Source organism: Ignavibacteria bacterium, from assembly GCA_016873845.1.
Lineage (GTDB): Bacteria > Bacteroidota > Ignavibacteria > Ch128b > Ch128b > JAHJVF01.
Genome location: VGVX01000024.1, coordinates 14,391 through 35,278, shown reverse-complemented (window position 1 = coordinate 35,278; position 20,888 = coordinate 14,391). Strand labels below are relative to the sequence as shown.

The following is a 20,888-nucleotide window of genomic DNA, read 5'->3' as shown; positions in this document are numbered from 1 at the left end:
AAAAAAAGCTCAGAATCAAACTGAGCTTATTTATTATTTGCGGGGCCGACGAGACTCGAACTCGCGGCCTCCTGCGTGACAGGCAGGCGTTCTAACCAAACTGAACTACGACCCCAGATTTAAAGAACTAAAATACATTTTAAATTGTCTCAAAATGCGATGCAAGTTTAAGGAAATTTCTCTTAGTTTTCAAATCAAAATTTTGTGACAAGTTAAAAAATATTTTGTAAGTTAATCCACACTTGAAAAACATAATAGGATATAGAAACCATATGAAAATTACTATCTCTTCGACTCTACTTTCACTTTTTTTTATAATTGGATTTGTAGGGTGCAATTCACCAGTCGAAAAAGGATCACCCGAATATTTAGCTGAAGCCAACCAATGGCACAACAAACGTATTGAAAGTCTCAAGAAAGATTCTGGTTGGTTAAATCTTGTTGGACTGTTTATTCTCAAGGAAGGGGAAAATACTTTCGGAAGCGGCAATGCTAATGACTTTAATCTTGATTTAGATATACCGAATAAACTTGGCACATTTACTCTTAAAGACAGCATTGTAACATTTGAGAGTGATACTGGCGTTAAAATTTCAAGTGATGGAAAAGAGATCAGAACAGCAATACTTCAAAATGACATGACTGGAAAACTCACTATTCTTGAATATGAATCATTACGATTTTTTATTCTTAAGCGAGGTAAAAAATATGCACTGAGAGTCCGGGATTTAAATGCACCTTTGGTAAAGGAGTTTAAAGGAATTGATAGATTTCCCGTGAATGAAGACTGGAAAATTTCTGCGAAGTTTGTCCCTTATAGTACACCAAAACTTCTTAAAATTTCCAATATTATTGGAAGTATTGATATTGAAGAATCACCAGGTATGGTCAGCTTCAACTACGATGATAAAACTCATACAATAGATGCAATTGATGCTGGAGATAAACTCTTTCTGCTTTTCGCAGATGAGACGAATGGAACAGAAACTTATGGTGCGGGAAGATTTCTTTACTGCAGTAAACCAGATTCAAATGGAAATGTAATTATTGACTTTAACAAAGCTTACAATCCGCCTTGTGTTTTTACTCCGTATGCAACTTGTCCTTTACCTCCTCCGCAGAATCATTTGAAGCTTGAGGTCACTGCCGGAGAAAAAACATATGGGGAACATTAAGAAATTTCTTAAACCCTCAAATGAACTTTTCTTTTGGTAAAAGGTTTGCTATGATTGTAATGTCGATTTAAATGAAATTAATTACATTTAACAAAATGATTAATTAGTGAAAAAGACAGTTTCAATATTTTGTATATTTCTTTTAATCCTGCAATCATTTGGATTCATTTATCTCCAAGTGCAATTGAAGTTTTTTTATAAAATAGAAATGCACAGGCAGATTGAAATTGGATTGCATTCTGAATTGATTGAACAAATTGAAGTATATTCAGGTGATATTGAAAACGGGAAAATTAATTTCATTCAGATTGACGAAAAAGAGTTCAAGCTAAATGGTAAATTGTATGACATTGTCAAAATTCAAGTTTTCGAAGATAGAATTATTTATCATTGTATAAATGATACTAAGGAAGAAGAACTTGAACATCAATTAGTGAAATTTATCTTCAATAACTTTAATGGTAACGAAATTCCGATCCCAATTAAAAATTCAATCCAAATATTGAACTTAGATGCGATTTCTGAACAATCTTTTATTTTGAATCATAACTTGATAGAGTGTGAATATTATTTAAACCTCACATATAGTTTAAATGAAGTTTTCATTGACATTCCTTCGCCTCCTCCTAAATCACTACATTCATAACAATTAAAATTCAAATCAAATGGTTTCCAATAAAAACTGGGAGCTGAGGATATTTTTTAATATTGTAAAGACCTAAGAGGTTATTATGTCAAAAATCTTTTTTTGGCTTACACTCTTTTTCATTTATATCAGCTTGCCTCAAAGCTTACTGATGGCGCAGGAAGATAAAATTGAAAATAGGTACTACGTCATCCCTCGTTCAGATTCGTTAACTTTTGAAATGGACGAAGTGGTTGTGACAGGTACAAGAACAAGTAAGCGAATTATTGATATTCCTTATTCGGTCAGCCGATTAAGTAATGTGAATTATAAATACGATAAAAAAATTTCGATTAGCGATGTGCTTGGCAGTGTTCCTGGATTATTCATGCAGTCACGATACGGCAATCATGATGTTAGGATTTCAATTCGTGGATTCGGAAGCAGATCAAACTCCGGAATTCGAGGTGTACGAATCTTGCTGGATGATATTCCGGAATCAGAACCTGACGGTCAGACACGGATCGAAGCGATAGATTTTAATTCTATTGGGCATATTGAAATTGTTAAGGGAAATTCTTCTTCACTTTACACAAATGCGCCAGGCGGAGTTGTAAATTTTATTAATGATGTCAACTTCACTCGATCATTCGTGACAAGTTTTAATGAATTTGGTTCATTTGGTTTAAAGAGAAATGGATTAAAACTTGGTATTCGCACTCCTGAGTACGGCTATCTGCTGACATATTCTTATCACAATTACCAAGGATATAGATCACACAGTTCAGATTATTGGAATATACTGAATACAGTTCTTGAGACTTATCCGAATGATCTATCTCGACTTCAAATTCTTGGTTACTTTGTTTCAGGTCTGATTCGTTTGCCTGGCTCGCTTACATTGCATGAATTTAAGTTCAATCCGATGATGGCTGATTCCATCGAAATAGCAAGAGATACAAGACGGATATCAAAGAAGGGAAGAGTCGGGATTCGATTTTCATCCTTCTTCGATGAATCAAGAAATGATCAAATAGAATTAACAGCCTATGGAACTATAAAATATTTTGAGCGAACGGCGAAAGATTATAGAATCATTAATAGATATGGAATAGGCAGCAGCTTCAAATTCATGAATAAATCAAAATTCTTTGAACACAGTAACGAATTTTCTATTGGCGGAGATTTGCTCTATCAAGCCGGACCGATTGAATCATTCAAAAACATTTTTGGTCAGCGAGGTGATGGAGTTGATAAACTCACCGATGAAGTAATCGGCAATGCAGGATTTTTTATCTCAAATTCTTTCGATGCGATCGAGAAAAAACTCTCCTTACTTCTCACCGGAAGATATGATAACGTTGTTTTTGAAGCCGTTGATAAAGCTCTTAATTCAAGAAGTTCCAAGAGAAGTTTCAATGCGTTCACTCCGAAATTGGCATTGAACTATAAGCTGCACCCGACTGTCGCTTTGTACAGTTCGTATGGATTAAGTTTCGATTCGCCTGCTGGAAATGAACTTGATAATTATCCATTTAGTTCTCAGCCAGCAATTCTGATTAATCCGGATCTCAGACCTCAGAAATCCAAGAATTTCGAAATTGGAGTAAAAGGAAATCTCATAGATCATAAAAAATCTTTCTTAAGAAATGTATTATTTGAAGCGACATTTTTCAGCAGTAGCATAAATGATGAAATCGTTCCGTTCGAAGTTAACAAAGTGGTTTATTACCGCAACAGTGCCAAAACAAGTCGAAACGGTTTTGAGTTTGGTTTAACAACTGAAATATTGAGCAGATTAAATTTGAAATGTGCTTACGCATTTTCTAATTTTAAGTATAAAGAATATCTTGCCAAATCAACAAATATTACAGGAGATGTGATTAAACTTGAAGACTTCTCGAATAATACTGTTCCAAGTGTGCCAAAGCATAATGTGAATTTGTCTTTATCATATGAGTATAAAATTTTACAAATTCTTACTTTGTTTTTGAAAGAAAATTTAATCTATGTCAGCGGCATGCAAGTAGATGACCGTAATTCTGAATCGACAGATTCATATTCGGTTTGGAACACGCTGTTCGGATCAGATTTAACCCTTGGGAGATTCAATATTTTAGTTTCTATGGGCGTAAACAACATGTTTAATAAAACGTATGTTGGATTCGTCAATATTAATTCAACCTCGGGAAGATATTATGAAGCTGGAGAACCCAGGAGTTACTTCGGAGCGATAAACTTAGGATATACTTTTTAATAAATAACTGAGGTACGCAGAATGGACTATTTGTCATGTTGAGTCCCGAGGAATCGGGACGAAACATCTAAAAAAATCTGAAAATTGCATCGTTAGATTCTTCATCCGTCAGTTGACGGATTCAGAATGGCTGTTTTGCGTAACTTGAGTATATAATTAACACTGAAACGGATCATAACGGAGTTGATCCGCTTCTAAATATTAAATGAACGAAGTATGAAAAATCATCATCAGAAAAAATTTCTAGGTACGGTAGTTATTGGTTTACAATCTTTATTTTGTCTGGTAACTGCTGCTAATCTATCGGCACAAGCAATTTCAAATAATTTCCGGATTTTCCCCAGCAGTACAACCCAAACAGAAGTATTTATTACTGTTCATCCTTCAAATCCAGATATTTTATTTTCAACTGCCAATACCATAAGTTTTACTCCAAGCTTTTTTTTGAGTGAAGGAATTTACGTTACAACGAATTTCGGATTCAGCTGGTATGGAAGTGATACTTGCAACGGTGCTAACGTTTTTTTTCACGGCGGCGATCCTGGAATTACGATTGACAAAAACGGTACATTCATCATTACTCGTTTAGGGCGTACTCCGTTTTATGGACTTTACTCTCATTTCTCGACTGATATGGGTTTAACTTGGTCGAATCAAAAAAATATTTCAACCGATGATTTGGAGCGAGCCGCAACAATCAGCGATGTTAATACTGCAAGTCTATTTTACGGACGAACATACACAACATGGGTGAAATTTATCCCTCCTTATCCTATTATGACTTCTTTTACTACAAATGGCGGATCAACGTGGTCAGCACCAAAGCAGGTAAACAATCCTCCGCAAAGATGCGCAGGAGGAGATATTTCAACTAATAAACAAGGACACGTATTTATTTGCTGGGCTGGAGTGACGAGTGTTTCTCCATTTAGTGAAGTGCACGTTGGAGTTGCATCTTCATCAAACGGCGGGATAGATTGGAATGTAAAAGAAAAAGCGTTTGATGTAAGCGGAATACAAGGAGTGCTTTCCTCGAAACAGAATATTAGAGTAAATGGTTTGCCGAGAATTGCTGTTGATAATTCAGAAGGGATTCGGAGCGGTTGGATTTACATCGTTACTTCTGAAAAGAATTTATCACCAGCCGGTAATGATCCGGACATAATTTTGAGACGATCTACGGATAGCGGTAATACTTGGTCGGCAGGCATTCGAGTCAATCAAGATCCAGTAAACACTGGCAAGACTCAATTCTTTCCTGCAATTCATGTTGATGATAACGGCGGTGTAAATATTATCTATTATGACGATAGAAATACAACTAACGATTCGTCAGGTGTATTTCTTTCCCGATCAACAGATGGCGGGGATACTTGGATTGATTATGAAATAAGTGATCATAATTTCAAGCCTGCTCCAATTGGCGGACTTGGCCAAGGTTACCAAGGTGATAATATTGGATTAACATCTTCAAGAAAAATTTTGTGGCCGGTTTGGATGGATAATTCGACGGGAATTTACCAAGTTTGGTCAACGAAAATTGATCTAACTCGCTTATCTATTAATGATGAAATCCAGATTGAAGATTTCATGCTCTTTCAAAATTATCCTAATCCGATCAATTCGTCTACTAGAATAGAATATTCAGTATCAAGAAGTGAGAAAGTAAAACTAAAAGTCTACGATCTATTAGGAAGAGAAATTATAACTCTCGTGGATGAAGTAAAACCAAGTGGGAAATATGAAATTGAATTTAATGCATCTAATTTACCTTCGGGAGTTTATTTGTATTCGTTGACTGCAGGAAAGTTCAGTTCGACAAAAAAACTTGTTGTCATCAAATGAAATTCAATTCAAAAGGACCATTTTTTTCGTGGTTACAAAATCTCCGGATTTCAGTTGATAAAAATATACACCGCTAGCTAATTGAAAACCTGTCTGCTGACGGGCAAGATTGAAAATGGAGAATGGATAATTATGAACTCCTCCATCAAGTTCTTCATCGACTAAGGTGACAATTTCTCTCCCAAGTATATCAAACACTTTTAATGAAATTCTACTGATAGCTGACAAGCGAAAGCTGATGATTGTATGTGGATTACCAGAATGGATGGCTTCGCCAAATGGATTTGGATAATTTTGAAATAATTGAAATGAATTCAGTCTATAATTTGATTCTTCAACCTTGGTTGAAATGGAATCAATTACTTTAAAAGTTTTCCAACTGTCAGTAGTTTTTAGAGTTTTTGTCTCAGAAATTCCCCAGGCAGAATTTTCATCAAGAAAGTGAAAGCGATAGACGCTAACATTAATTGTATCCCATGTGTTTCCAGAATTTAAAGTTGAATAGATAAGGCCATTAGAGGTTACCAATCCTCTTAATTGCGAAGCGAAATGCTGGTCAGTAATCCCAAATTTAAAATATTGTCCATTCCCATATGGACTCCAAGAAGTACCGCCATTAGTCGATTTTAATAAAAATCCTTCAGCGACAATATATATATGATATCCGCTCAATAATAAAAAATCGGATGATAGATAGGATGATCGATAAAAGCTACTATACGATGAATGTAGATCTATCGGAAGTTTCAACCAAATATAGCCGCCATCTGTGGTTTTAAATAACGTTGAGCCAGAAGTCGCAATTCCTTCAACATCATTTAAAAAACTGAAATTGGTTATTGATACGTTATATGGCGAATCAATATATGCATTAGTCCAAGAATTGCCATTATCGCTGGTGCGTAGAATTTTATTATAACTTCCAACAAAGCCAGCGCTATCGTTCAGGAAATGAACTGTGAAAAATGGTGTTGAATTATCAATCGTACTTTTAGACCATGATCTGCATGTATCACTTGTAAAATAGAGATTCGACATCGAGGCTGCCCAGCCTTTTCCAGATTTAGTAAAAGCAAAACATATTATTTGAGAGTCAAATTGTCTTATAATCCAACTTTCTCCACCGTCGTAAGTTACTTTTATAGAGCTGTCAGTCCGAACTACCATTCCAATATTTTCGTTAAGGAAATAAAGTACAGAATTTGATGCCGAAAACTTCGATTGGGAGAATACGAATTCACTTCGAAGGATAAATAAAATTACAAATAACCAGGTTAATCTCATTTTATTTTTTTTAATCTTGTCATTTTAGTATAATCATCTTCCTTGTTTCAAGATAAGAGCCTGCACGAAGTTGATAGAAATAAATCCCATTGGATAATGGAAAATGATCCGTCAGCTGACGGATGGAAAATGGAAAATGATAGAAGCCGGCATCTTTTATTTCATCTACTAGTGTCGCCACTTCTCTTCCTAGAATATCATAGACTTTTAGTGAAACATGACCATTAACCATTAACTGATAACGAATAACTGTCTCGGGATTGAAAGGATTAGGAAAATTTTGAAATAATTTATGACCGATCGGAGTAGTTAAAACGGCATCATCAATAGAATTAACAATTGGTGGTTTATATTTATACTTGAGTACAGTACCGCGTTCACCGACTGCAAAACCAGTAAGCGAATCGACAAATTGAAGTTCATATATCGCAGTACTGTCAATTGTTGGTATTACTTCCCAAGTTTTTGCCGAGTCTCTTGTTAGTAAAAATTTTTTTTCAATTCCAATCGTAGACCAGCCCTCTGTTGGTTTTCTGAAAGAAACAGAATGTGCAAATCCAAATATTTCGAGAGACCTATAATCCCAAGAAATTCCAGCGTCAGATGAAATTACAACACCGGCTCCAAACTCGTAATCACCTCCTACGCCCACAATATAGTTCGAGTCAATGGCATCGATTTGCAAGATAGGTTCAGGTCCAACGGGTCCAGAATCCCAATCGAGTCCAAAATTTCCAGTTCGCCAAATCACTCCTCCTACATCACGAATTCCTCCATTAGCAAAGGCGAATTGTTTAGTAATAAACTTAAAATCCAAAATTGGAAAATTAGAATAAGGACCAGTAGTGATTTTAGTTTTTTCCCAATTAATTCCACCATCTATTGTTCGTAGAATAGTTCCATTCCCAGTTCCCAAAAATCCGATTGAAGAATCTACAAAATGAATACAATTCAAAAAAACATTCTCTTCGGGAAAATCAGAAATGCGCCAGAAACTCCCTCCGTTTGTTGTTGATAGAATAACTGAACCGATTGGAGTTTCTTCAGAATAACTCCATGCAATTCCCCACCCAAGTCTATTATTGAGAAAAAAAATATCTCTTATCTCTGATTCGATTCCACTTGATTGAACTTGCCAGTTATTTCCACCGTTGTTTGTGTGGATAATAATTCCAGAGTCCCCGCCAACCCAGCCGGAAAGTGAATCAACGAAAAAAACTTTTCTCAAGTGTGTTGAAATGGGAGTGGATAATTTTTTCCAATTAGAAGTTGTATCTGAATAGGAGATGCTGCAACTAAATATGATAATCAGTAAACAAAAGTTTATTGTGAATTTGGAATTCATTTCGTTAGTAAATTACGAATAAAAAATGTTTTCATCACTGATATAAACTACACATATCAGATGTTTTACTAAGAAAAATCCTAAAGACTTGCATACGTGCAAAAAAATATTAGCTTATTAAGTAGATGAAAGGAACAAAATACTTGAGGATAAAATGGGATTAAAAGTTGAAGGTATTATTTTTATGGCAGTAGCTTGGACAACGGTTTTTTCACTTCTAATATATTGTTTCTCGAAAGTCTTAAGTTCACGCAGCAGAAAGCTACACGATGAGGCGGATTAATCAAAAATAAAATCAAATTCTGCCGATTGGATCCCAACTCTGAACAATGGATGCTGAACTAATTTGAGTCATCTGGCTGTCATTCGATTCTGAGCCATTTTTCCTGTCAACAAATTCGTAAGAACCATCTGGTAAAAGAAATCTAGCGTTGAAGTTATCTTGGAGTTGGACTTGAAGAACACTCTCGAGAATGAAATTCTTTATGTTATCACCTGAAACCGGGAAAAGAACTTCGACACGCCGATTTAGATTTCGCTCCATGAGATCTGCACTTCCCAAATAGATTTTAGAATCGCCGTTATTGCGGAAATAAAAAATTCTTGCATGTTCTAAAAATCTGCCAACAATACTCACAACGTTAATATTTTCACTAACGTCTTTAAGTTGAGGGCGAAGCATGCAAATTCCTCTGATGAGTAAATCAACTTTCACTCCTGCACAGGAAGCTTTGTATAAGGCTTGGATCATTTTTGGATCTGTCAGAGAATTCATTTTGAAAATCAGTCTGCCATTACCAAATTTTTTATGCGATTGAATTTCGTCATCAACGAATTCTAAAAGTCGTTCACGCATATTTATTGGTGCTACAAGTAGTTCTCTGTAAGTATCCTGCTCTGAGTATCCTGTGAGATAGTTGAAAAGTTCAGATGCATCGGCAGCGATTTTTTCATTGCAAGTAAATAAACCGAAGTCGGTATAAATTTTTGCAGTTTGAGCATTGTAGTTCCCAGTTCCGAGATGAACATACCTTTTCAGTCCATCTTTTTCATTGCGTACTACTAGTGCAACCTTGCAGTGAGTTTTTAATCCAATCAGGCCGTATACAACGTGGACTCCAACTTTTTCGAGGCTTCTCGCCCAATGAATATTATTTTCCTCATCGAATCTTGCTTTGAGTTCAACAAGAACGGCAACTTGTTTACCGTTCTCCGCGGCTTCAATAAGACTTGCAACAATAGGAGAATTCGGTCCAACACGGTATAATGTTTGTTTGATTGCTAAAACATTTGGATCGTTTGAAGCTTTTTTAATAAAATCAATTACCGGTAAGAATGCATGATAGGGATGATGTAGTAAAATATCATTTTTCTTGATTGCTGCAAAAACATTTTCTTCTTCTTCAAAAATCTTCGGAGTTGCCGGATAGAATGGCTGCAATTTTAAATGCTGATGTGGAAGATCAAAAAGTTTAATGAGTTCACCAAGCCCTAGTGGTCCATTTAAAACATGAACCGAGTTTTCATCGATCTCTAAATTTTTCATCAAGAGATTTTTAATAATAGGCGAAAGGTCCGATTCAATTTCGAGTCTTACTACAGCTCCAAATCTTCTTTGCTTAATATTTTCTTCAATGATTTTAAGAAGATCGTCTGCTTCATCTTCTTGGATTTCGATATCAGTATCGCGAGTCACTCTAAAAATAAATGATTCGATCACTTTCATTTTTGGGAATAAAGAATCAAGATTTGCTTGAATAATTTGATCCAGCAATGTGAATCGAGCTTTTCCATTTGAATAGGATTCAGGTCGATATTTCTTTTGAATAAAATCAATATTAACGAACCTTGGGAGCGTTCTTGGTATTTTTACCCGTGCAAAATGTCTGTCGCCATCAGGTTTTTCAATTGAAACGGCTAAACTCAAAGATAAATTAGAGATATGTGGAAACGGTCTGCCCGGATCGAATGCCAATGGCGTAAGCACAGGAAATATCTCTTTTTCGAAATAAGATTTCAAGCACTCACGCTCCGAATTCGTAAGTTGTGAATATTCAAGAATTTCAATGCCTTCTTCTTTTAATTGGGGGAGAATGTCGTTTTTATAACATTCCATAAAGGTTTTCAGCATTGGTCGAATTTTACTCTCAATCTTTTTCAATGTATCAATTGGAGAAAGACCATCAATCCCAACATTCAACAAATTTAGGGAGACTTGTTCTTTTAATCCCGATACTCGAATCATAAAAAATTCATCAAGATTTGTACAGAAAATCGATAAGAATTTTACCCTTTCGAGCAGTGGGAGAGTACGATCTAATGCCTCATCAAGCACCTTCCGGTTGAACTCAATCCAGCTAAGATCACGATTGAAATAATATTTTGAATCTTTTAAATTCATTTTAGGACACCAATTTACGAACTAGGAAATCAAGATTAAATGAAAATCATATAGATTATCATGAAAATATTTTCCTTTATATGATTATCGACCTGAAATAGGCTATTTTTTAACATGTTCTGATAGTACAGTGTAAATATCCAAATTAGGAAAAGCATACCTTTCTCCATATATTTATTGTTTAATGGACGATAAAAAAGGTATAATAATAGCCATTGACGGACCAGCTGGTTCTGGAAAGAGTACAACTGCTAAGCATCTTGCCGAAAAACTTGACTACATTTATGTTGATACAGGAGCAATGTACAGAGCTGTTACGCATTTTGCACTCCAACGGAAAATTAATCCTGAATTTTCAGAGAAACTTATCAATTTGGTGGATAGAATGGATTTTCAATTCGTCCAAAATGGGGAAGAGCTTTTGGTGAATGGAGAAAATGTCAGCGAAGCAATTCGTTCGCCAGAAGTCTCAAAGAATGTAAGTGTTTACAGTAAAATTAGCGAAGTCCGAAAGTTATTAGTTAAAAAACAAAGGGAATTTGGTAAGCGTGGAAGAATTGTAATGGAAGGAAGAGATATTACTACTACCGTATTCCCAAATGCTGACCTTAAAATATTTCTAACTGCCGAGATCGATATACGTGCTTACAGGCGAATGCTTGAATTAAAAGCAAAAGGTGTCGAACTCGAACTAGATGATGTAAAACTTAATATTGAAAGCCGTGACAAGATCGATTCGAGCCGCGACACGAGCCCATTAATGATTACAGAGGATTCAATTATTATTGATACAACAAGAATGAGCATTAGTGAACAAGTTAACGCTATTTATGAGAAAGCTACAGCTATCATTAAGAAATTAAAAAAATAATATTAGCGCCATCCTAATCAACTAAAGTTAAATAAAGGGTAGGTGAATGTTTGATGGCAGCATTTTTTCTATCCAACACGACGGAGGATTAATGTCCGAAGAAACAAAAAATACAAACATTGCAGAACCGACAACCCAAGTTGAAATTGATAAGTCGCTTCTTGCACAAAAAAACAATTTCGATCTTGAGAACAAATATTCGATCGAAGAATTTCAAACTCTTGCAAATTTGTACTCAAAAACTTTAACCGAATTCAAAGAGGGGGAAATTATAAAAGGAAAAGTAATTAGAGTCCAAGGTGATAATGTTATTGTTGATATTGGATTTAAATCAGAGGGCTCGATTCATAAAGAAGAATTTCCCGATTTAGACCAGTTAATACCCGGAACCGAAATAGATATTTTATTGGAAAAAGTTGAAGGTACAGAAGGCGAATTGGTTCTTTCAAAGAAATTAGCAGACTTTGCTAAGCTTTGGGAAAAAATTATGAATGCACATGAACAGCAAACCGTTATTCAAGGGAAAATTCTGAAACGAATTAAAGGCGGATTGGTTGCTGAAGTTTTTGGTCTTGAATCATTTTTACCGGGTTCACAAATTGATATTAAACCTATAAGAGACTTCGATGCTTTTATTGGCAAAACTTTAGATCTGAAAATTGTAAAAGTTAATCATACTCAAAAGAATGTTGTGGTAAGTCATAAAGTTCTTATTGAAGAAGAAATCAAAGACCAACGAAAAGCAATCCTTGACAGTCTCGAGAAAGGTCAAATCTTACAGGGAACAGTTAAGGCAATCACCGACTTTGGTGTATTCATTGATCTAGGCGGAGTAGATGGTTTGATTCACATTACCGATTTAAGCTGGGGGAGAGTAAATCATCCATCTGAAATTGTCAAACTTGATGAAGTAATCAATTGTGTTGTTCTTGATTATGATACAGAGAAGAGAAGAATTTCACTCGGTATTAAGCAATTGCAAGAGCATCCATGGAAAACAATAGATCAAAAATATGCACTCAATCAAAGAGTTAGTGGAAGAATCGTCTCACTTACAGATTATGGTGCATTCGTTGAAATTGAAAAAGGTATCGAAGGATTAATTCATATTTCAGAAATGAGCTGGACTCAGCACATCAAACATCCATCACAAGTTGTTTCGATGGGTCAAATCGTTGAAGCTGTAATTCTAAGCATCGACAAAGAGGAAAAGAAAATTTCTCTTGGACTGAAACAGCTCGAACCAGATCCATGGGGAGAACTGTTAAAGAAATATCCTATCGATTCACAACATTCTGGTATAGTACGTAATCTCACAAACTTTGGTGTGTTTGTTGAATTAGAACCTGGGGTTGATGGATTAATTCATATTTCTGACCTCAGTTGGACGAAGAAAATTCGTCATCCAGCCGAAATTGTGAAAAAAGGAGATACCATCGATGTAATGGTGCTTGGAATTGATATCGAACAGCGAAAGATCTCTCTTGGTCATAAACAATTGGAAGAAAATCCATGGGATATTTTTGAAAGAGAGTACAGCGTTGGTAAAGAGGTCGATGCAACTGTACTAAGACACATCGAAAAAGGAATTCTTGTTGAATTACCTATGAAAGTTGATGGCTTTGTACCTGCAAATCACTTGTCAACCTCACCGATTAAAAACTTGAAAGCAAATTTTCCTGAGGGGGAATCACTTTCACTTAAGATAATCGAATTTGATAAAGAAAATAAAAAAATTGTGCTGAGTGCAATTGAAGCTTTGAGAGATAAAGAGAATGCAGCTGTTGAAGAATACATTGCCAAGCATAAGATCGAAAAAATGACTATTGGAGATCTCTTTAAAGAAAAGGATCACAAAAAAGGAAAATCCTCCAAAGCTGATAAAAAAGCTGAAGAAAAATCTAAACCAAAACAAGAAGTGAAGGAAGTGGAAACTGTAAGTGCTGAAGAAACTAATGTTCAGCAGACTCTTGAGGAGGAAACTACATCACAGCAGGATGAATTGCCTTCTTCTCCTGTAGATGATTCATCGAGTGAACCTTTGAAAGAAGAGAACTCTTAATTTAGAAATAAAAAATCATTGATATTGTCATTGTGTTCCTTCATTTTAGGAATGCAATGACAATTTTTATTTATATGGAATTCTTGATACTTTGAAAAAAGTTGCCTTACATACACTTGGCTGCAAATTAAACTATACTGAAACCTCTACAATTGGTAGTGATTTTAAAAGCAGAGGATTTAGTATCTCAGATTTTGATTCAAAAGCAGATGTTTACGTAATTAATACTTGCACTGTGACGGATAATGCAGAGCGGGAATGCAGGCAAGTTGTTCGTCGTGCACTTCGAAGTAATCCAAAAGGATTTGTAATTGTAACCGGTTGTTATGCACAATTGCGTCCAGCCGATTTACAAAAAATCGAGGGAGTTGACTTAATTCTCGGTTCGAATGAAAAATTTGAAATATTTAATTTTATAGATAATCTTGAGAAGAAAAATTTAGCATGTATTCACACTACTCCAACAGAGTCATTTCAAGATTTTGACCCAGCCTTTTCAAACAAAGATGATGATCGTACACGTGCATTCTTAAAAATCCAAGATGGATGTAATTATTCTTGTACTTTCTGTACGATTCCGCAAGCAAGAGGTGAAAGCAGAAGTTTACCTATTGACGGATCGGCAAAGCAGTTTCAAAATTTAATTTTTCAAGGTTTTAGGGAAATTGTTCTTACAGGAGTGAATGTTGGCGACTATGGAAGTAAATTAAATACTGATCTCACACAGCTAGTTAGAAGGTTATTGAAAACTGAAGGCGATTACAGAATTCGATTTAGCTCGATTGAACCAAACCTGCTAACTGATGAAATAATTCGTTTAGTTCGCAATGAAGAAAAGCTTTGCTCACACTTTCATATTCCTCTACAAAGTGGGAGTGATTTAATCTTAAAACAGATGAGAAGACGCTATCTTTCGGAACTTTATCAGAATCGAATCGAACAAGTGAAAAGTTTGATCCCCGATTGCGGAATTGGAGTTGATGTGATAGTTGGATTTCCTGGTGAGACGGAGCATGATTTTGAACTAACATACAAATTATTAAATGAGATGCCGATTTCGTATTTGCACGTTTTCACATATTCCGAAAGACCTGGCACTCCCGCAGCTGAGATGATAAATCAAATTCCAAAAAATATCCGAAAAGAAAGAACAAACCGATTAAGAATTTTAAGTGCAAAGAAAAAACATTTATTTTACTCAGATATGATAGGAAAGAAAGAAAGAGTTTTATTCGAACATCCTGATGAAGATAATGCATTCAAGGGATTCAGCTCAAATTATGTTCGAGTGATTCATAAACCTGATGTCGATTTAACTAATAAACTAACTGAATTCATGATAACTGGAATTCAAAACGAATATTGTATAGGGGAATTACCTCTTAATTTAAATTGAGGAAAAAATGAGATCCATAATTGTTTCTTTATTAATTGTTTTCTGCGGTCAAGTTTCCAATGCTCAAACTTTAATTTCTTTAAAATCTAAAATTAATCTCAAGCATAACTCAATTTCTGAAGCGAGTTTAACGGCAAATTTAAAGGAAGAAAAAAGCGGAGCACTCGCATTTCTTTATTCGTTTTTAATTCCTGGGATGGGTGAATTATACGCTGAGCGTTATGATGTTGGAGTATATTTCACAGCTGCTGAAGGAGTTTTGTGGTTAGGATTAAGCGGACTAAACTATTATGGAAATTGGCAGAGAGATAATTACAAAGATTATGCAGCTGTGCATGCAGGGATAGATTTAACCAACAAGAGTGAAAATTACTTTGCTACGATCAGCAGTTATTTAAACATCAACGATTACAATAATGAGAAATATTTAAATCGTGAATTTCATAAAGTTCTCGATCTCAACACTCACTATTGGAATTGGCCTTCGAATGATGCTCGGAAAAAATACCGCTCCATGTGGGTATCGAGCGAAAGTGCGTTCAATAATGTAAGATTTGCTGCTGCGATGATTGTAGTGAACCATTTGGTAAGTGCAATCAATGCAGTTATTGTTACAAATAAATACAATCGCGGTCTTGAGTCAAGTGGATTAAGCTTTAGGACAGGTTTTGAAAAAAATATTTTTGGCGGTATCGATTATAAACTTAATCTAACAACAAGATTTTGACATGCACAACGTCAAAGGTATAGTTGAGTATGATGGGACCAATTATTCCGGATGGCAGCGGCAAACAAATTCTAATTCCATTCAACAAACAATAGAAGACGCACTTTCGACAGTATTTAGAGAAAATACAAGAATAATTGGTTCAGGTAGAACTGATGCTGGTGTTCATGCATTAAATCAAGTTTTCAATTTTCGAGTTGGTAGCGAATTTGATATTTCGAGTGTACAAAAGTCAATCAATGCAATTTTACCAGATGAAATCTCAGTAAAATCATTAGAATTCGTAGATGATGAATTCCATTCAAGATATTCTGCGACGAGCAGAGAATATCTTTACATAATATCATTGAGAAAAAACATATTTTACAAAAATTATTCTTGGACAATCTTTGGGAAGCATGATTTCAACTCGCTCAAGAGGACTCAAGAACTTTTTATCGGCAGAAAGAATTTTGATGCTTTCTCGAAAAACACAGATGAGATTGACAATGCCGAATGTGAAGTAAGCTATTCACGATGGTTCTTCAAAAAAGATTTTTTGTTTTATATTATCAAGGCCGATAGATTTATTCATGGCATGGTCCGTGGAATTGTTGGTTGTATGCTTGAAACAAGTCGTGGCAGAATAACATTGGATGAGGTTGAAAATTTGTTTTTTTCTGAAAAAAAAACAAAAAGTCCATTATGGGCACCGGCTTCAGGATTATTTCTATATAAAGTCAATTATTAGGAAAAGGAGTTTATGATAAACTTAAAAGGGAAAACTGTACTTATCACAGGCGGGTCTCGCGGAATTGGAAAAGCCTGCGTAGAATATTTTATTCGTGCAGGTGCGAATGTTGCTTTAACATATAGAGTTCGAGATGACCGTGCAAATGAATTGATCACAAATTTATCATCTCAAACAAAAAAAATTAAAGCTTACAAATGTTCACTCGAAAGTGAATCCGACATCATATCGACCGTGGACAAAGTTTTCGTTGATTTTTCTTCAATTGATATACTTGTAAGCAATGCTGGTATTTGGGAATACGGGGATGCAGAAAAAATGACACTCGAAAACTGGAATCGAACTCTTGCGATCAATTTAACCGGATCGATGTTATTCACAAGAGAAGTAATCCCATTTATGAAAAAAATCGGAGGAGGAAAAATTATTATCATTACTTCCACTGCTGGACAAAGGGGGGAAGCATTTCACTCACATTACGCCGCTAGTAAAGGGGCGTTAATTTCTTATGTGAAGTCACTATCGACCGAATTAGCCCAATATAACATCCTTGTGAATTCGGTTGCACCAGGGTGGGTTGATACAGAAATGTGTGACCCAGTATTTTGTAATGAAGATTACGAAGAAGAAGTAAGACTAAATATTCCTTTGAAGAAAATTGCTGCGCCTGAGGATATTGCAGGTCCGGTATTGTTCCTGGCGAGTGATCTCGCAAATCATATCACAGGGGAAATTTTAAATGTAAATGGCGGAAGCGTACTATGCGGATAATCTTTCTATTAAAAGGTATATGATTGAGGATTAATTCCAATGCATCACATTACAAAATCTCTATCACTAAAAACTGACGTTGAAAAGATATTCGCGTTTCATTTGAATCCGAAAAATTTAAGATTAATATTGCCGCGCTATCCTTTAATTAAAATTATTTCTATTTCACATTCGCCTCTTCAAAAAGAATCTGAGATAAAAATAAAATTGAACGTTTTACCTTTCGTTGGTGTTAACTGGGTAATCGTGATCGAAAGTATAATTGAAAATAAATTAATCGTCGATATCCAGAAAAAAGGTCCTTTTAAATATTGGAAGCACAAACACAAGTTCGAGAATTTATTCGATGGAACCACTATTATGACTGATGAGATCGCATTTGAGATTGGATTCGGGATAATTGGAAAAATTCTATCACCAATTATCAAGTCCCAAATCGAAAAGATGTTTGAATCTCGTCACAATAAAATGGAATTACTATTCGGAGGTTAAATGGAATTTCTGTCAGCACTTCATCCAAAAGTTGTCCACTTCCCAATAGCACTACTGCTAGTGTATGTCTTATTCGAAATTTTATTCTTCTTTTTCAAGAAGGAACTGTTTTCTATAGCCGCAAATTATTTGTTAGTGTTTGGTGTTCTTGGCTCCATCGCTGCAGTTCTCACAGGCAATGCTGCCTCTCAATCTGCTGAATTGCTGTTTGAAAATGAAGGGATTCGTATTCCGCTTGGCTTGATTTCCGATCATCAATCTTATGCTTCAATCACTCAATGGCTCTTTACAGTAATTTTGTTTGTCCGTTTATTTACAACATTGAAAAATAAATTCAAGGGATGGATTCAAATTATTATTCTAGTAGCTTCTCTCGTTGGTTCATATTTTATTTATCAGACAGGTGAGCATGGCGGTGAATTGGTTTATAAATATGGTGTTGGAACAGAAATTATAAAAACCAAGTAGAGATGACTTCCCAACATACAGAAAGATTCCATCCCGACAAGTCGGGATGGAATCTTTTAAGTCTCTTTCAAGATGGAATCATTTATGTTCCTGAGGTGACACATGTACTATGAAAATTTGATGTAATATTGTAATTTATACAGCAATTATTAGTGATTTTACAGAGTGTTCGCAAATAAAATTTTTATCGCAACTTCATTTATTATCTGCACAAACTTAATTATCATTTGCTCGCTGCATTTTAATTTCATTCCACAAGTTTATTTCCTTGGATTCCGATTTAATTTATTTTTACTGCTTAATCTGATTCTAATATTACTCTATAACCGTAGATTGAGTGACGATCTCTTTGTTGCATTTAATAAATTTGGTAGATTTAAGCACTGGGTATCGGCACTCTTAACGCCAATTGTATTTTCGGCAGCTGTTGTTGGAACGGCATACACTTTTGGCAAAGTTCGAATTCCGAAGAACAAATACTTCTATGAATTTGGGATTTCCTCGCTGCTTGATTTTCCAATGTATTTTATTTGGACACTCCCTTTTCTAGTTAGCTTTCTTTATTTGTGGTTTATTATTATACATGATGGAAAAATTATTAGTGCGATCAGAGATTCATTTTTGATTTCTATTTCGGCAGCAGCTTTTTATTTGTTCAACTATTATGAAGTCGATTTAATTAATCACACTGTGAATTTCTCCCTTGTATTCGCTGCTTCATTGTATACTTATTCATTCTTCATGTGGTCTAATTCACTCTGGGCATCGGCACTTTCAGTTTTCACTCTTGTATATTCGGTTGTTCTTGTTTTTGGGACTACGAATCAGTTCATGATCAAGACTTTTTTCGCAAGAAATTACGATGAATGGGAAGGCTTCTTCAATCTTTTACTGATCAATAATGTGCCAACTGAATCAGTACTTATACTATTAATGATTTTTTTTAGTGTAATATTTTTTAACTTGGGAAAAGAAAATCGCTCCAATAAATGACAAAAAAATTATTTATTACATCATTCTTTTTACTGCTATTCATCCCACGAAATTCGTATTCACAAGAAATTTGGGGATTATTCGTAGCGCCTCAGATTGGTGTTCGATATCCGTCGGGTGAGTCTTATGATAAGTACAAAGTTGGATTCAGTTTGGGGGGATCTCTCCAGTATGCCACTAGTGCATTCCCATTTTTTCTAAAGACAGAATTCCTTTATGCTTATTTCCCGCAAAATAAAGTAGTCGATAATGCTTATCATCAAAAATCGATATATGGTCTCTCACTTGGAGCAGAATATTTATTTTATCCTGTCTTTGCATCGGAAGCGATTTTTGTACCGTTCATTTCATTCGATATCAGATATAATTTCATCGAACGAATAAAAACCGAATACAGTTCACAACTACGAACTTCATCATCATTCGACCAAAAATTTGGATTCAGCATTGGTGCTGGAGTCTCAGTTTTTCTTGTGGACGTCATTGCAAAATATTACTACTTAACCTACGAACCTTACGTTGGATTTGATTTCAGATTAAGGTTGCCAGTTTATATTTCACTTTAATTGTCTGCAGGGCAGACGAAGGAGGATTTATGTATTCAACATTACTTTTTGAAAATATTGAAAACACTAAAATTGCGAGGGTCACTATTAACCGCCCGGATAAATTAAATGCACTGAACTCTACAGTCATGTCAGAGTTGAAAGAACTATTTATAAAATTTAAAGATGATGAGAATGTAGATTTAGTAATCCTAACTGGTTCGGGAGAGAAAGCTTTTGTTGCGGGTGCCGATATTAAGGAATTAAATTCTCTTAATACAGGTACCGGTAAAGATTTTTCGTTGAAGGGACAGGAAGTTTTTAATGCAATTGAAAATTTGGGTAAACCAGTGATTGCCGCAGTCAATGGATTTGCTTTAGGAGGAGGATGCGAAATTGCACTCGCTTGTCACATACGATTAGCATCTGAAAATGCAAAGTTCGGGCAGCCTGAAGTAAACCTTGGAATTATTCCTGGTTACGGCGGAACTCAACGGCTTGCTCGGTTAATTGGCAAAGGTCGTGCGATGGAAATGATTTTAACTGGCGATATGATTGATGCAAAAACTGCATGTGATATTGGATTGGTTAATAAAGTTGTACCGCTAACTGAATTAATGAAAATTTCTGAAGAGCTTGCGAATAAAATTCTTTCCAAAGGACAGCTCGCTGTCAGAATGGCCGTGAAAACTATAAATGCTACTCACGAAATGGGACAAGCCGAAGGTCAAAAATATGAAGCCGAACTTTTTAGTTACTGCTGTGGAACGAAAGATTTCAAAGAAGGAACTTCTGCATTTTTAGAAAAACGAAAACCAGAATTTAAAAGAGAATAGTAATTGTTTTAAGTAGTTATTATTGAAATTCTGATGGTCTGTCTAGCAGATTCTTAATTATCTTA

Annotated in this window: 18 protein-coding genes and 1 tRNA gene; 15 read left to right on the top strand and 4 right to left on the bottom strand. The window is 35.2% G+C overall.

The window, feature by feature from the left end; all coding sequences use genetic code 11:
• Positions 1–37: 37 nt before the first annotated feature.
• Positions 38–115: transfer RNA gene (locus tag FJ213_06580), tRNA-Asp, on the bottom strand.
• 157 nt (positions 116–272) lie between these two features.
• Between FJ213_06580 and FJ213_06575 the strand changes: the two genes are divergently transcribed.
• The 4 genes from FJ213_06575 to FJ213_06560 all read left to right on the top strand — a co-directional run bounded on the left by FJ213_06575 (position 273) and on the right by FJ213_06560 (position 5,902).
• Complete coding sequence (locus FJ213_06575; GenBank protein MBM4175823.1) at positions 273–1,175, top strand: DUF1684 domain-containing protein; 903 nt, start codon at positions 273–275, stop codon at positions 1,173–1,175.
• 208 nt (positions 1,176–1,383) lie between these two features.
• Entirely contained in the window at positions 1,384–1,821 is a 438-nt protein-coding gene (locus FJ213_06570) for a hypothetical protein (GenBank protein ID MBM4175822.1), read from the top strand.
• Positions 1,822–1,906: 85 nt separating this feature from the next.
• Positions 1,907–4,057: a TonB-dependent receptor gene (locus tag FJ213_06565; GenBank protein ID MBM4175821.1), complete on the top strand. Its 2,151-nt coding sequence runs from the start codon at positions 1,907–1,909 to the stop codon at positions 4,055–4,057.
• Between the two features lie 777 nt (positions 4,058–4,834).
• The gene (locus tag FJ213_06560) at positions 4,835–5,902 is read left to right on the top strand and encodes a T9SS type A sorting domain-containing protein (protein ID MBM4175820.1); all 1,068 of its coding nucleotides are present in this window, start codon (positions 4,835–4,837) and stop codon (positions 5,900–5,902) included.
• A 3-nt stretch (positions 5,903–5,905) separates the two neighbouring features.
• Here FJ213_06560 and FJ213_06555 read toward each other — a convergent pair whose 3' ends face one another.
• The 3 genes from FJ213_06555 to ppk1 all read right to left on the bottom strand — a co-directional run bounded on the left by FJ213_06555 (position 5,906) and on the right by ppk1 (position 10,932).
• A complete protein-coding gene (locus FJ213_06555) occupies positions 5,906–7,186 on the bottom strand; it encodes a T9SS type A sorting domain-containing protein (GenBank protein ID MBM4175819.1) in 1,281 nt (426 codons plus the stop codon).
• A gap of 19 nt (positions 7,187–7,205) precedes the next feature.
• Complete coding sequence (locus FJ213_06550) at positions 7,206–8,531, bottom strand: T9SS type A sorting domain-containing protein (protein MBM4175818.1); 1,326 nt, start codon at positions 8,529–8,531, stop codon at positions 7,206–7,208.
• Positions 8,532–8,826: 295 nt separating this feature from the next.
• Complete coding sequence (gene ppk1, locus FJ213_06545) at positions 8,827–10,932, bottom strand: polyphosphate kinase 1 (GenBank protein ID MBM4175817.1); 2,106 nt, start codon at positions 10,930–10,932, stop codon at positions 8,827–8,829.
• Between the two features lie 184 nt (positions 10,933–11,116).
• On the opposite strand from ppk1, the gene FJ213_06540 reads away from it, so the two are divergent.
• The 11 genes from FJ213_06540 (at position 11,117) to FJ213_06490 (ending at position 20,823) form a co-directional block, all read left to right on the top strand.
• Positions 11,117–11,803 carry a (d)CMP kinase gene (locus FJ213_06540; GenBank protein MBM4175816.1) on the top strand — a complete coding sequence of 229 codons (687 nt, stop codon included), beginning with the start codon at positions 11,117–11,119 and terminating at the stop codon, positions 11,801–11,803.
• Between the two features lie 91 nt (positions 11,804–11,894).
• Positions 11,895–13,865 (top strand): 30S ribosomal protein S1, encoded by a 1,971-nt coding sequence (locus tag FJ213_06535; GenBank protein MBM4175815.1) that lies wholly within the window; start codon positions 11,895–11,897, stop codon positions 13,863–13,865.
• A 91-nt stretch (positions 13,866–13,956) separates the two neighbouring features.
• Positions 13,957–15,261 carry a tRNA (N(6)-L-threonylcarbamoyladenosine(37)-C(2))-methylthiotransferase MtaB gene (gene mtaB, locus FJ213_06530; protein ID MBM4175814.1) on the top strand — a complete coding sequence of 435 codons (1,305 nt, stop codon included), beginning with the start codon at positions 13,957–13,959 and terminating at the stop codon, positions 15,259–15,261.
• A 7-nt stretch (positions 15,262–15,268) separates the two neighbouring features.
• A complete protein-coding gene (locus FJ213_06525) occupies positions 15,269–15,988 on the top strand; it encodes a hypothetical protein (GenBank protein MBM4175813.1) in 720 nt (239 codons plus the stop codon).
• A 1-nt stretch (position 15,989) separates the two neighbouring features.
• Positions 15,990–16,718, top strand: a complete 729-nt coding sequence (truA, locus tag FJ213_06520) for a tRNA pseudouridine(38-40) synthase TruA (protein MBM4175812.1) — start codon at positions 15,990–15,992, stop codon at positions 16,716–16,718.
• A gap of 12 nt (positions 16,719–16,730) precedes the next feature.
• Complete coding sequence (locus FJ213_06515) at positions 16,731–17,489, top strand: SDR family oxidoreductase (GenBank protein ID MBM4175811.1); 759 nt, start codon at positions 16,731–16,733, stop codon at positions 17,487–17,489.
• Positions 17,490–17,528: 39 nt separating this feature from the next.
• Positions 17,529–17,981: an SRPBCC family protein gene (locus FJ213_06510; GenBank protein MBM4175810.1), complete on the top strand. Its 453-nt coding sequence runs from the start codon at positions 17,529–17,531 to the stop codon at positions 17,979–17,981.
• The gene (locus FJ213_06505; protein ID MBM4175809.1) at positions 17,982–18,449 is read left to right on the top strand and encodes a DUF2231 domain-containing protein; all 468 of its coding nucleotides are present in this window, start codon (positions 17,982–17,984) and stop codon (positions 18,447–18,449) included.
• 165 nt (positions 18,450–18,614) lie between these two features.
• Positions 18,615–19,442: a hypothetical protein gene (locus FJ213_06500; GenBank protein MBM4175808.1), complete on the top strand. Its 828-nt coding sequence runs from the start codon at positions 18,615–18,617 to the stop codon at positions 19,440–19,442.
• Positions 19,439–20,008 (top strand): hypothetical protein, encoded by a 570-nt coding sequence (locus FJ213_06495; GenBank protein MBM4175807.1) that lies wholly within the window; start codon positions 19,439–19,441, stop codon positions 20,006–20,008. Before FJ213_06500 ends, FJ213_06495 begins: the two co-directional genes overlap by 4 nt.
• A gap of 29 nt (positions 20,009–20,037) precedes the next feature.
• Positions 20,038–20,823: an enoyl-CoA hydratase gene (locus tag FJ213_06490; protein ID MBM4175806.1), complete on the top strand. Its 786-nt coding sequence runs from the start codon at positions 20,038–20,040 to the stop codon at positions 20,821–20,823.
• The last annotated feature ends 65 nt before the right edge of the window (positions 20,824–20,888 follow it).

Bases quoted from the DNA above. Each gene is read 5' to 3' on its own strand.
- FJ213_06575 (MBM4175823.1), top strand. From the start codon at position 273: ATGAAAATTACTATCTCTTCGACTCTACTTTCACTTTTTTTTATAATT.
- FJ213_06570 (MBM4175822.1), top strand. From the start codon at position 1,384: ATGCACAGGCAGATTGAAATTGGATTGCATTCTGAATTGATTGAACAA.
- FJ213_06565 (MBM4175821.1), top strand. From the start codon at position 1,907: ATGTCAAAAATCTTTTTTTGGCTTACACTCTTTTTCATTTATATCAGC.
- FJ213_06560 (MBM4175820.1), top strand. From the start codon at position 4,835: ATGACTTCTTTTACTACAAATGGCGGATCAACGTGGTCAGCACCAAAG.
- FJ213_06555 (MBM4175819.1), bottom strand. From the start codon at position 7,186: ATGAGATTAACCTGGTTATTTGTAATTTTATTTATCCTTCGAAGTGAA.
- FJ213_06550 (MBM4175818.1), bottom strand. From the start codon at position 8,531: ATGAATTCCAAATTCACAATAAACTTTTGTTTACTGATTATCATATTT.
- ppk1 (MBM4175817.1), bottom strand. From the start codon at position 10,932: ATGAATTTAAAAGATTCAAAATATTATTTCAATCGTGATCTTAGCTGG.
- FJ213_06540 (MBM4175816.1), top strand. From the start codon at position 11,117: ATGGACGATAAAAAAGGTATAATAATAGCCATTGACGGACCAGCTGGT.
- FJ213_06535 (MBM4175815.1), top strand. From the start codon at position 11,895: ATGTCCGAAGAAACAAAAAATACAAACATTGCAGAACCGACAACCCAA.
- FJ213_06525 (MBM4175813.1), top strand. From the start codon at position 15,269: ATGAGATCCATAATTGTTTCTTTATTAATTGTTTTCTGCGGTCAAGTT.
- truA (MBM4175812.1), top strand. From the start codon at position 15,990: ATGCACAACGTCAAAGGTATAGTTGAGTATGATGGGACCAATTATTCC.
- FJ213_06515 (MBM4175811.1), top strand. From the start codon at position 16,731: ATGATAAACTTAAAAGGGAAAACTGTACTTATCACAGGCGGGTCTCGC.
- FJ213_06510 (MBM4175810.1), top strand. From the start codon at position 17,529: ATGCATCACATTACAAAATCTCTATCACTAAAAACTGACGTTGAAAAG.
- FJ213_06505 (MBM4175809.1), top strand. From the start codon at position 17,982: ATGGAATTTCTGTCAGCACTTCATCCAAAAGTTGTCCACTTCCCAATA.
- FJ213_06495 (MBM4175807.1), top strand. From the start codon at position 19,439: ATGACAAAAAAATTATTTATTACATCATTCTTTTTACTGCTATTCATC.
- FJ213_06490 (MBM4175806.1), top strand. From the start codon at position 20,038: ATGTATTCAACATTACTTTTTGAAAATATTGAAAACACTAAAATTGCG.